Genomic DNA, 12,437 nt, shown 5'->3' with positions numbered 1-12,437 from the left:
CGCTAAGGGGCAATTTCCGCACAAATCTTTTCAAGATAAGTGGCATCCGTTTCATCGAACGTGCCAAGCGCATCACTGTCTATATCCAGGACGGCAACGACTTTAGACTCTTTGATGACCGGCACGACGATTTCCGAACGGGAGGCGGAGTTGCAGGCGATATGGCCGGGAAACTTATCGACATCCGGAACGATGATTGTGCGGGCTTCTTTCCAGGCAGTGCCGCATACGCCTTTCCCGTAGCGGATGCGCGTGCAAGCCAACGGGCCTTGGAATGGTCCCAATATTAACGTGTCTTCTATCACTCTGTAGAAACCGACCCAGAAGAAACCGAATGTCTGCCGGAGAGCGGCGGCGATATTTGCCATATTTGCCACTGCGTCGGTCTCACCGGCTGTCAATGCTTTCAGTTGAGGAAGCAGTGTTTCGTATTGTTCTTTTTTGCTTCCGTCGTTGATTACTAAATTTTCCGCCATAATTTTTATACTTTATAAGATAACAAAAGTAACCTTTTTTTCTAAATCTGCGTACCTTTGCAGCATGACTAAACAGAATTCTCCTTTAGTGCTCGGTACCGAGCCGATCAGCAAGCTACTGACGCAATACGCCATTCCTGCCATTATTGCCATGACGGCCTCTTCGCTCTATAATATGGCTGACAGTATTTTTATCGGACATGGTGTCGGGGCGTTAGCGATCTCGGGCCTTGCCCTGACCTTTCCGTTGATGAATCTGGCTGCCGCTTTCGGTTCGCTGGTCGGGGTGGGGGCTTCCACACTGGTGTCTGTGAAGTTAGGGCAAAAGGATTACGAGGGGGCGAACCGGGTGTTGGGAAACGTGCTGGTGCTGAATGTGGTGTTAGGACTTGCGTTTACGCTGGCTTTCATGATGTTTCTCGATCCTATCCTCTATTTCTTCGGAGCGAGTGAGAATACGATCGGGTATGCGCGTGATTACATGAAAGTGATTCTGATGGGGAATGTGGTGACGCATATGTATTTAGGACTGAACTCAGTCCTGCGCTCTTCCGGCTTTCCGAAGATGGCTATGTATGCAACGCTGGCATCCGTGGTGATCAACTGTGTGTTGAATCCGCTCTTTATCTTCGGTTTCGGCTGGGGAATCAAGGGGTCGGCGTGGGCAACGGTTATCTCTCAGGTTATTTCCCTGACCGGACAATTGATCCATTTCTCCCGGCCGACACAACTCTTGCATTTTAAAAAGGGCATTTTCCGGCTGAAGAATGAGATTGTGAAAGGCATCCTCTACATCGGGCTGTCGCCTTTCCTGATGAACCTTTGCGCTTGTTTGATCGTAATCCTGATTAATCGGGGGCTGAAAGAACATGGGGGCGATATGGCGATCGGGGCATACGGGATCGTGAACCGGATTATATTTCTTTTTATTATGATTATCATGGGATTCAACCAGGGAATGCAGCCGATTGCCGGTTATAATTTCGGTGCCCGTCTGTATCCGCGTGTGACGGAGGTGACGAAGCTGACGATGAAGTGGGCGATTGGGGTGGCGACAACAGGTTTTCTGCTCTGCCAGCTGTTCCCTTCGATGATTGTCCGTATGTTTACGACCGATCCGGAGTTGATTGCGGCGGCTGTATCAGGCTTGCATATCGTCTTTGCCGTCTTTCCGATTGTCGGATTCCAGATGGTGGCGACGAACTTTTTCCTTTCTATCGGGATGTCGAAAAAGGCGATCTTTCTTTCGTTGACGCGTCAGTTGCTGTTCCTCGTACCCTGCCTGCTGATTCTTCCTCCCTGGCTTGGCACGTTGGGCGTCTGGATCAGTATTCCGATTGCCGATGCGACTGCCACCGCCGTGACCGCTGTTGTATTAATAAACCAGTTCAGGAAGTTTCGTGCTAAATAAAAAATGTATATCTTTGTCTTAATACCAAATACGTAGATCAATATGGACAATAAAATCATACTCACCATCGGCCGGCAGTTTGGCAGTGGTGGCCGCGAGATAGGGCAGAAGTTGGCAAAGGCGCTGGGTATTGCCTATTATGACAAACAACTGATGGCGATTGCTGCCAAGGAGAGCGGGCTCAGTGAAGAGTTTTTTGAGAAGGCTGACGAACGGGCATCCAGTGGGCTGGCATACGCTTTTACGATGGGCTATTCCTATATGGGGCTGTTTCCTCCGTATGCCGATGTGTTGTCTAACGACCGTTTGTTCCTCTACCAGAGCGATGCGATCCGGAACTTGGCGGAGAAAGGTTCTTGCATAATCGTGGGCCGATGCGCCGATTATATCTTGCGTGACGATCCGGATTGCTTGAGTTTCTTTATCCATAACAACAAAGAAAACCGGATCCAGCGGATTATCGAAAACCAGCATGTTACGGTGGAACAGGCGGAAGAGTTGATGACGAAAACCGACAAATCGCGTGCTGCCTACTATAACTATTATACGAATAAAGAGTGGGGAGTTGCCTCGAGTTATAACTTCTCGATTGATGTTTCCGTGTTGGGAGTGGACGAAACAGTCGAGTTTATGAAAAGTTTTGTAGAACGGAAAATGAATAAACGCCCGCCGCATTTCGGATAATTTATTATCTTTGCAACCGACTTATCATAGGGGTGCCTTACTATCAGGCTGAGATTATACCCATAGAACCTGCCCGGGTAATGCCGTGAAGGGAAAAGGTAGAATTGCTAAATAAAGGGGAGCGTTACCTCTATGTGCTTCCCGATGTTTAAACTCTAATTATTATTTTGTATGGAACAGATTGTTTCAACAGGAATTATTGACTCTTACTTTGCGAAGTTGAAGAGTAATTTGTCTATTGATGTCGCTATTGTAGGCGGTGGTCCTTCCGGTATTGTTGCCGCTTATTATCTGGCTAAAGCCGGAAAGAAAGTTGCTTTGTTCGACCGTAAACTGGCTCCCGGTGGAGGTATGTGGGGCGGTGCCATGATGTTTAACGACATCGTCGTGCAGGAAGAAGCCATGCCGATCGTGAAAGAGTTGGGCGTTAGCTATAAGGATGCCGGTAACGGTACTTATATTATGGACTCCGTACACACCACTTCTGCATTGATCTATAACGCAACGAAGGCCGGTGCAACTATTTTCAACTGCTATTCTGTAGAAGACGTTGTGTTCCATAACGACGCCGTAGCCGGTGTGGTTGTGAACTGGGCTCCGGTCATCCGTGAAGGTATGCATGTGGACCCGCTGACGATCATGGCAAAGGCTGTTTTGGAAGGAACAGGTCACGATTGCGAAATTGCCCGCGTAGTTGCCCGTAAGAACGATATTAAGTTGAACACTCCGACTGGCGGTGTGATCGGCGAACGTTCGTTGAACGTCGAGTTAGGCGAAGCTACGACTGTCGAGAATACAAAGGAAATCTATCCGGGATTGTTCGTTTCCGGTATGGCTGCCAATGGTGTAAGCGGTAGTTTCCGTATGGGACCGATCTTCGGCGGTATGCTGATGAGCGGAAAGAAAGCGGCTGAACTTATCTGTGCGAAAATCGGTTAACACTTTCAACTATCAAAATGCTCTTTCAGAGCATTTTGATATGTTCCCGTTGTGCGTTGAAGAACTGGATGCGTTGTATTTCTCCGCTCACCGATATGTTGGTCGAGAAGCGTTTGAGAGATTTGATCCATTCCCGCTGGCTCTGACAGAACTCCTTGTCTTTAGAAGATATCGAGTTGATCGAGAAGATGCGAATCATCCCGAATTCGAAATTCTTCATGCTGGCGTAGCTGTAAGTCGCTTCGAAATCAATATTCGAAATATAGATATTAACGTTCTTTCCGCTAATCGGATACTTGCCGATGGTTGCAATCTCTTCCAGTTCGTCAAGCAAATGAAAAAGTTCCTCTTTCAGTTTTGCAACTTCTTCTTCCGTGACTAAATGTATATCCTGAAAATATTTGATATCATTGACCAGGTGCTTGAAGATCAATTGATCCCATATGTAATTGGTCGTCTCGATTTCTTGGGAGATGTTGACAAATTTTTTTTGTGCATCGGCCAGTTCTTCCGTCAGTTGAAGTTCGGAGAAGTTTTTAACGCAGTTTACTTTCTCATGCTGATACATCCATTTGAACAGGCGGAAGCGTGAAAGATATTCATATCTCAGATAAAACGCTTGCGGTATCATATTGGATGCTGTGCAAAGATCGGATTCAGGATCACCGGCTATAGTTTCCAATACTTCTGTGTAATGCCTGATGATAGATGAGTAGGTCTTTAGTGGTTCTGAATAATGCAAAAAGTTCAGATTGAACATGGCATTATTTGTAAAACCTGCACTGATGACCTGGTCCAGTGAAACGCCTAATTTTTTTGATAAGGTGGCTGCTTCTGCTAATGTAAAAGGTTCCTCGCCTCTTAATCTGCGGTAGACAGCTTCTTTCCCGATGTATAAAATGTCCATTAATTCATTTGCGAGATTTGAACCATCGGGAATTTTCATTTTTAACGCTTCTATCAGATTATTGTTGAGTACATCTGTTGTCATTTTATTTCTCCCTATTAAATATGTATATGTAGTATTTACTCTTATAACGCAAGAAAGAGCTCTTTTGTTCCGAAAAATGAAATAAAAATGAATCAAAAGTCAATTATGAGAGTCAAATTGGCCTTATTCTTTAGATGTATAATTGCGTAGTAATGAAAAACTTCTTATTTTTGCATCACTAAGTATGAGAGCGAAACGGAAAATATATCAGTATGTGATGCTGCTTGTTAGTATCGTGGTGCTACTGTCGGTCGTTGTGCCGCATCATCACCATAGTAACGGGTTGCCGTGCTATAAATCGCTGTCGACTGAAGCGGCTCATGGCGGGCATGGCAGTTCGCAATCGCATGACTGCGGCTGTAACGGGCATAACATCGCGCTCTATACATCTATCTTTTCACATACGACAGATGGAGATGCAAGTCAATATCTGTTCCCCTTGCTTGTACTTTTTGACTATATAAATCCTCCTGTTCCGGTATTCTATAAACTCTTATTTGAGAAAGACCGGTCCTTTTACATCGAGTCCCTGCATGATACGTGGATAATATCTGCGTCAGGGCTTCGTGCGCCTCCGTTCTATGTATAATTGATGATTGAGTGAAGTCGTGTCAAGAGTGTTAATTCCCGCTTTTGATGCAACCTTCTATCCTTATTATTTATTATCGAATATACATTAGACAAATCTATCAGAATGAAGAAGATATATTTAGCGTGGGTGATTTTCGCCTACCTGTTAGCGGGTTGCAGTGGGAATACTGCGACTCACGGAGAGCACGAACACGAAGCTCACGAGCATGAAGAAGGACATGATCACGATCATGAGGGGCATGACCATGAACACGAGGGACATGATCATGCACATGAAGAAGCCGGTGGAGGACATGCCGGAGAAATATCCTTTAAAAAGGCGCTTGCGGAAGCAGTCGGGCTGAAGACGCATAAAGTGGAACCGGGCGCTTTCACGGATGTGATCAAAACAAGCGGCCGTGTGATGGCGGCCCAGGGAGAAGAGTCGGCTGTTGTCGCTACAGTTCCCGGTGTGGTGACATTCGGCAATCTGTCGTTTGTCGATGGAGCGGCTGTACGCAAGGGGCAGGCAATCCTGAGTCTTGCATCCAGCGGGCTGTCTGACGGAAATGTGGCAGCCAAAGCCAAATATGCGTATGAGAACGCAAAGAAGGAATATGAACGCATGGAAGCCCTGATAGGGGATAAGATCGTTTCAGCCAAAGATTTCGAGCAGGCTCGCCTGAATTATGAGAATGCGAAAGTCGCCTGGGAAGCTGTTGCAGGAAAACAGACGGCTAACGGTGTTTCCGTTGTTTCGCCGATAAATGGCTATCTGAAGAACCTGCAAGTGAAGGAGGGTGATTATGTGACTGTCGGCCAGCCGTTGGCGACTATCTCACAGAACAACCGCCTGGTGCTGCGTGCGGAGGTATCGGAGAAATATTATAACTATTTGCCTTCCGTGCAGTCCGCTAATTTCCGTACGCCGTATGACAATGCGACTTATAAACTGTCCGACCTGCGCGGACGTCTGCTTTCGTATGGAAAGGCATCCGATGCAAACTCGTTTTATGTGCCGGTAACGTTCGAGTTCGACAACAAAGGCGCTATCATCCCCGGTTCATTCGTGGAAATCTATCTGCTTACCGCACCGCTACAAAACGTGATAAGCGTTCCCGTCTCTGCACTTATCGAGGAGCAGGGCGTCTATTCCGTCTATGTTCGCGAGCATGAGGAAGCCTACAAGAAAGTGCCTGTGACGTTAGGAGCCGATAACGGTTCCGAAGTGCAGATCCTGAGCGGCCTGAAAGCCGGTGATGAAGTCGTGACCGAAGGCGCGTACCAGATCAAGTTAGCTTCTGCCTCTAATGCTATTCCTGCACATACACACAACCATTAATAATGTGCCAATGTGCCAATATGCCAATATGCAAATGGATAGAATGTCTTTATCCTGTAGCCATTGGCATATTGACACATTAGCAAATTGAATAATTATTTCTATGCTGAACAAGATAATATATTACTCGCTGCATAACAGGCTGGTTGTACTGGTCTGTTCCCTGCTGCTGATGATTGCCGGAACATATACGGCGTTCCATACGGATGTGGATGTGTTTCCGGATTTGAATGCGCCGACTGTTGTTATCATGACGGAGGCGAATGGCATGGCACCCGAAGAGGTGGAACGCCTGGTTACTTTCCCGGTGGAAACGGCTGTGAACGGTGCGATGGATGTGCGCCGTGTGCGTTCGTCTTCTACGACCGGTTTTTCGGTTGTCTGGGTTGAGTTCGATTGGGGGACGGATATTTACCGGGCCCGCCAAATCGTATCCGAGAAGCTGGCCGTTGTCGGTGAAAGCTTGCCGGAGAATGTCGGAAAACCGACATTAGGCCCGCAATCTTCCATTCTGGGGGAAATGATGATTATCGGATTGACGGTTGACGATTCGACGGCTGTCACCACTCAAATGGACCTGCGTACGATTGCCGACTGGACAATCCGTCCGCGACTGCTTTCGACAGGCGGCGTGGCACAGGTAGCTGTTATCGGTGGAGACATTAAGGAATACCAGATTCTGCTCGATCCGGCTCGCATGAAGCATTACGGCGTCAGCTTGAATGAAGTCCTGACCGTGACCCGTAATATGAACCGGAATGCCAACGGCGGCGTGCTCTATGAATACGATAACGAATACATCATCCGGGGCGTTCTCTCCACTGCCAAAGCGGAAGAGATCGGAAAAGGTGTTGTGAAGACTGTCGGCGATTTCCCTGTCCTCTTGGAGAATGTGGCGACGGTGAAGATCGGCGGCAAGAGCCCGAAACTCGGAACGGCTTCCGAACGGGCTAAACCGGCTGTGCTGATAACGGTCACCAAGCAGCCGAATACGAGTACGATCGACCTGACAGATAAGCTGGATGCGATTGTGGCGGATTTACAGAAAAACTTGCCGTCCGACGTGCATGTCTCGACGGATATCTTCCGCCAGAGCCGCTTCATCGACAGCTCTATCAATAACGTAAAGAATAGTCTGTTCGAGGGGAGCTTCTTTGTGGTGATCGTTCTCTTCCTCTTCCTGATGAATATCCGTACGACGGTGATTTCGCTGGTTGCCCTTCCTCTTTCCCTGTTAGTTTCCATTCTGGCGCTGCATTATATGGGATTGACCATAAACACTATGAGTCTGGGCGGTATGGCGATTGCGATCGGTTCGTTGGTGGATGATGCGATTGTCGACGTGGAGAATGTCTATAAGCGAATACGTGAGAACCGCTTGCTGCCGCCTGCAGAGCAGCGTTCCATTCTGGATGTCGTGTTCGACGCCTCCCGCGAGGTCCGTATGCCGATTCTTAATTCGACGTTGATTATTGTGGTCAGTTTCGTGCCCCTTTTCTTCCTGCACGGGATGGAAGGACGTATGTTGATTCCGTTGGGGATTGCTTTTATCGTGGCGTTGTTCGCCTCTACAGTTGTGGCGTTGACATTGACTCCGGTGTTGTGTAGTTACCTGCTGAACCGGAAAGCAACGGATAAGAGCATAGAGAAAGAAGCTTGGGTGGCCCGCAAGCTGAAAGGTGTATATGGCAAGGCACTGAACGGAGCATTGGCGCATAAAAAGATTGTGCTGGGCTGTACGATAGCCCTGTTCGTTGTTGCCCTGGGGACTTTCTTTACGTTGGGACGTAGCTTCCTGCCACCGTTCAACGAAGGTTCGTTTACGATTAACGTCAGTTCACTTCCGGGTATCTCCCTGGACGAATCGAACAAGATGGGACGCCGCGCGGAAGAACTGCTGATGCAAGTTCCCGAGATACAGACGGTTGCCCGCAAGACCGGACGTGCCGAGCTGGACGAACATGCCTTAGGCGTGAACGTATCTGAGATCGAGGCTCCTTTCATCTTGAAAGACCGTAGCCGCGACGCCGTCATGAACGATGTCCGCAAGAAGCTGTCGACTATCAGCGGCGCCAATATCGAGATCGGACAGCCGATCTCCCACCGTATCGATGCCATGCTTTCCGGTACGGAAGCGAATATCGCAATCAAGCTGTTCGGTACGGACCTGAACCTGATGTTTACGGTCGGCAACCAGATTAAGGAAGCCATTCAGGGTATCCCCGGCCTGGTGGACCTGAAAGTGGAGCAGCAGATCGAACGCCCGCAGCTTACCATCACACCGAAACGCGAGCTGATGGCGCAATACGGTATCTCTTTGCCGGAGTTTGAAGAATATGTGAATGTCATGCTGGGCGGTGAAGCCGTCAGCCAGGTCTATGACGACGGCAAGACGTTCGACCTGACGGTCAAGACTTCCGACGAGAGCCGTGCGACGATGGAGGATATCCGTAACCTGATGATTGATGCCGGCGGGAAGAAAGTGCCGTTGAGCTATGTCGCCGAGATCCGTTCCGTGACAGGTCCGAACACGATTAACCGCGAGAATGTCCAGCGTAAGATCGTGATCAGCGGAAACGTCTCCGAACGCGACCTCCGCAGCGTCGTGAATGAGATCCAGCAAAAGGTGGACGCCTCCATTCAGTTGCCCGAAGGCTATCATATCGAATACGGCGGACAGTTCGAGAGCGAGCAGGCCGCCAGCCGTACGCTGTTGTTTACGTCGTTGATGTCCCTGCTTGTCATCTTCCTGCTGCTTTATAACGAGTTTAAGGATGCGAAGGAGAGTGGAGTCGTCTTGCTGAACCTGCCGTTGGCGTTGATCGGTGGCGTGTTTATCCTGAAGCTGACTTCCGGCGAGGTGAGTATTCCGGCGATCATCGGTTTCATCTCCCTGTTCGGGATTGCCACCCGTAACGGTATGCTGCTGATCAGCCATTATACACATCTCCGGACAGTCGAGAATATGCCGTTAAAGCAAGCTGTCGTGCAAGGTTCCCTGGACCGTCTGAACCCGATCCTGATGACGGCGCTCAGTTCGGCCCTCGCCCTGATCCCGCTTGCCTTGAACGGCGACTTACCCGGTAACGAGATACAGAGCCCGATGGCAACTGTCATCCTGGGAGGTTTGCTGACATCCACCTTCCTGAACGGCTTCATCATCCCGATTGTTTATTTATTAATGAATAAAGAAGATAAATAATGAAACGATTCATATTCACAATAGCATTCCTTTCTTCTATAATGGCCGCCGGCGCGCAGACCTCCATCGAGGAGGTGCTTCGCAGCGTCGAGGCCAATAACAAGGAGTTGCAGGCAAACCACCAGTTGGTGACGGCGCAGAAGCTGGAAGCCCGGTTGGGAAATAACCTGCCCGACCCGTCCGTCTCCTATACGCACCAGTATGGGAATAAGGAGGGAATGGGCATACAGGGCGAGCTGGTCGCTTCGCAGTCTTTCGATTTCCCTTCCGTCTATGTGCAGAAGAATAAACTGTCGCGGGCGAAAGGAGAGGGCTTCGACCGCCAAGGTGCGGAAATCCGCCAGCAAATCCTGTTGCAAGCCAAGGAAGTCTGCCTCGATCTGATCTTGCTGAACCAGCAGAAGAACTTGTTAGACACCCGCCGGCAGAATGCCGAACAACTGTCCGCCCTCTATGCGACACGGTTGCAAAACGGTGATGCCAACGTGCTCGAAGTAAACAAAATCGACCTCGAACTGCTCAACGCGAAGAATGAAGCCCGCATGAACGAAGCCGCCCGTGTAGCCAAGCTGCACGAGTTAGCGATGTTGAACGGCGGTATCGCGATCAACTTCACCGACACGGCTTATCTACCGGTGGAAGCCCCGCAGTCGTTCGTCGACCTGAAACAGGAAGCGGTTCCCGCCGACCGCCAGTTGCTTTCCCTGCAAAGCGAAAAGGCCGCCGCCCTGCGCCAGCTCAGCGTTAGTAAATCGCTGAATCTGCCGGGCTTCGAGTTGGGCTACCGTCTGAATACGGCTGCCGGAGGCGAACGCTTCAACGGCTTCCTGGTCGGTATCAGCATCCCTCTCTTCTCGAACCGCAACAATGTGAAGCAGGCAAAGGCGCAAAGCCTTTACACCGACTTGCAGCTGGAAAGCACGACGACGACGGTCGAGAACGAATTGCTCCGCCTCTATAACCAGTCGCTCGCCCTGAAAACTTCTATCGACGAATATAGCGATGTGCTGAAAAGCCAGAACAACCTGGCGTTGCTGAATAAGGCAATCCAGGCAGGGCAGATCTCCATGATCGAGTATTTTGTCGACGTCACGACGCTCTACCAGAGCTTGCAGAATTATATGCAGCTGCAGAACGAGTATCAGAAGGTGATGGCGCAGTTGTATAAATATAAACTTTAAGGCAGGAAATGCTCCGCTTGTAGCAAAATGATATTTTTGTGCCAAGCGGAGCCTCCGCTGGCCATAAATAATTTCTTTTGAGGCAAGAAGAGCCTCCGCTGACAATAAAAAATACATTTTACAATCGGCGGAGGCTCTTCTTGCTCTGAAAAATGTTTTTTTTTCCATTCCTTTGCACAAGAGGTTTCTGCAAAATGATATGAAATGACAAGAAAGTATATTAAACCATTTGTGTGTATATCGGTTCCACTGGTTGGGCTGTCGGTTGGATTGTTGGCTTTGGGGCGGTATATGGAAAGCGATACGGCCAATATTTTATTCGCAGTCGGAAGTTTTTGTTTATCCGGTATACTATTGTGGAAATTGTTATTCAGATATTGGTCTGGGGGGCCTTATTGGAAAATGGCGAATCATATTATTATTACCAATGTGACTCTTTTCCTTACAAGTGTATGTCTTTTGTACGGAAGTCTGTTAATGGAAAGTTTGAAAAATATATTGGTATTTGTTCCGGCATTGATCTCTTATACATTCGGGTTGGGCTATGTCTGTCTTTTTGCCAAACGGAATGAAAACGTTTATTTAAGAAAGAGGCACTATCGGAGCAAGAGTCTTCCTCTTAAACCTTTTCTCCGGGATTATTTGCCTGGCTTTTTCTGGGTTGATTTGTTTATTGCTCTGTTTACGATAATCCTTTTGTTGTTGTTTAAGTATGTCCCTGTCATTGCGGAATATGACGGAGTGGTATTTATATTGATAGGTATCGCTACTTTTTATGTGAGTGATAAATTCTGGAAATATGATCGGCTTACGGATCTTTTAGGATTTAGGTCATATCCTTTCGCCGTGTTTAGATGTAGCACTGTGATGTTGATTATTTCATTGTATTGTTGTCTCAAAGAAGAATACGGATTGTTTCTTCTTGTCCAGTTTGTGGCACTTGGATGTTATTTACATGCATTTTATATTTATGAACAGGAAAAAAATAACAAGAGATGCTCTGATTTGTAATAAAAATAATTTTTTCCCTTCCTTCGTGCAAGGTTTCATGCAAACCTGCATTTACATTTAAAAGCACTATAAGAATTGATGACAGAAACGGAGTTGACCGATAGATGCAAGACAGGAGACAATCTTGCCCGCAAGGAGCTGTATGAGCGCTTTGCGGAGAGGATGCTATGCCTGTGCTATCGCTATGCCGGCGATGAGGAGACGGCTCACGACCTCCTGCACGACGGTTTTCTGAAGGTCTTCTCGTCCATTTCATCTTTTACTTATAGGGGTGAAGGGAGCCTGCGCGCCTGGTTGAGCCGGGTGTTTGCCAATGTTTCGTTAGAATACCTTCGCCATAAAGATCTGCTCCGCGACGGCTTGCCGCTGGATGAACTGCCGGAATTGCCGGACGAAGAGGAGCCGGACGCGAACGGCCTGTCGATGGATATCCTGATGGCGTTTGTGGCGGAGTTGCCTCCCGGCTATCGTACCGTATTCAACTTGTATGTGTTTGAACGCTGGAGCCATAAGGAGATTGCGCACAGCTTGCATATCAACGAAGCGTCGTCGGCCTCCCAGCTGAATCGTGCACGCCGCCTGCTGGTTACCCGTATCAAAGAACAATTAAAGAAAACCGAATAGACAGAC

At 48.4% G+C, this 12,437-nt stretch carries 11 protein-coding genes; 9 read left to right on the top strand and 2 right to left on the bottom strand.

Annotated features, from left to right (window positions below):
- Positions 1–2: 2 nt before the first annotated feature.
- Complete coding sequence (locus tag DWU89_RS05930) at positions 3–476, bottom strand: GAF domain-containing protein (RefSeq protein ID WP_115498721.1); 474 nt, start codon at positions 474–476, stop codon at positions 3–5.
- A gap of 64 nt (positions 477–540) precedes the next feature.
- Between DWU89_RS05930 and DWU89_RS05925 the strand changes: the two genes are divergently transcribed.
- From DWU89_RS05925 to DWU89_RS05915, 3 genes are all read left to right on the top strand, one after another.
- A complete protein-coding gene (locus tag DWU89_RS05925) occupies positions 541–1,887 on the top strand; it encodes an MATE family efflux transporter (RefSeq protein ID WP_115498720.1) in 1,347 nt (448 codons plus the stop codon).
- 42 nt (positions 1,888–1,929) lie between these two features.
- Positions 1,930–2,571 (top strand): cytidylate kinase-like family protein, encoded by a 642-nt coding sequence (locus DWU89_RS05920; protein WP_115498719.1) that lies wholly within the window; start codon positions 1,930–1,932, stop codon positions 2,569–2,571.
- 171 nt (positions 2,572–2,742) lie between these two features.
- A complete protein-coding gene (locus DWU89_RS05915) occupies positions 2,743–3,510 on the top strand; it encodes a sulfide-dependent adenosine diphosphate thiazole synthase (RefSeq protein WP_115498718.1) in 768 nt (255 codons plus the stop codon).
- A 25-nt stretch (positions 3,511–3,535) separates the two neighbouring features.
- On the opposite strand, the gene DWU89_RS05910 is transcribed toward DWU89_RS05915, so the two are convergent.
- The gene (locus tag DWU89_RS05910) at positions 3,536–4,501 is read right to left on the bottom strand and encodes a helix-turn-helix domain-containing protein (protein ID WP_167451644.1); all 966 of its coding nucleotides are present in this window, start codon (positions 4,499–4,501) and stop codon (positions 3,536–3,538) included.
- A 184-nt stretch (positions 4,502–4,685) separates the two neighbouring features.
- Here DWU89_RS05910 and DWU89_RS05905 point away from each other — a divergent pair, with 184 nt between their 5' ends.
- From DWU89_RS05905 to DWU89_RS05880, 6 genes are all read left to right on the top strand, one after another.
- A complete protein-coding gene (locus tag DWU89_RS05905) occupies positions 4,686–5,090 on the top strand; it encodes a DUF6769 family protein (protein ID WP_115498716.1) in 405 nt (134 codons plus the stop codon).
- Positions 5,091–5,195: 105 nt separating this feature from the next.
- Complete coding sequence (locus tag DWU89_RS05900) at positions 5,196–6,413, top strand: efflux RND transporter periplasmic adaptor subunit (protein WP_115498715.1); 1,218 nt, start codon at positions 5,196–5,198, stop codon at positions 6,411–6,413.
- Positions 6,414–6,516: 103 nt separating this feature from the next.
- Complete coding sequence (locus tag DWU89_RS05895; RefSeq protein WP_115498714.1) at positions 6,517–9,615, top strand: efflux RND transporter permease subunit; 3,099 nt, start codon at positions 6,517–6,519, stop codon at positions 9,613–9,615.
- On the top strand, positions 9,615–10,796 hold the full coding sequence (locus DWU89_RS05890) for a TolC family protein (RefSeq protein WP_115498713.1): 1,182 nt from the start codon (positions 9,615–9,617) through the stop codon (positions 10,794–10,796). The genes DWU89_RS05895 and DWU89_RS05890 overlap by 1 nt, the downstream gene beginning before the upstream one ends.
- Before the next feature lie 204 nt (positions 10,797–11,000).
- Positions 11,001–11,807, top strand: a complete 807-nt coding sequence (locus DWU89_RS05885) for a hypothetical protein (RefSeq protein ID WP_115498712.1) — start codon at positions 11,001–11,003, stop codon at positions 11,805–11,807.
- 78 nt (positions 11,808–11,885) lie between these two features.
- Positions 11,886–12,431, top strand: a complete 546-nt coding sequence (locus DWU89_RS05880; RefSeq protein WP_115498711.1) for an RNA polymerase sigma factor — start codon at positions 11,886–11,888, stop codon at positions 12,429–12,431.
- The last annotated feature ends 6 nt before the right edge of the window (positions 12,432–12,437 follow it).

This window comes from Parabacteroides acidifaciens (assembly GCF_003363715.1).
Lineage (GTDB): Bacteria > Bacteroidota > Bacteroidia > Bacteroidales > Tannerellaceae > Parabacteroides > Parabacteroides acidifaciens.
Note: the sequence above shows the minus strand (reverse complement) of the source record. Positions and strands in the feature narration are given on the sequence as shown.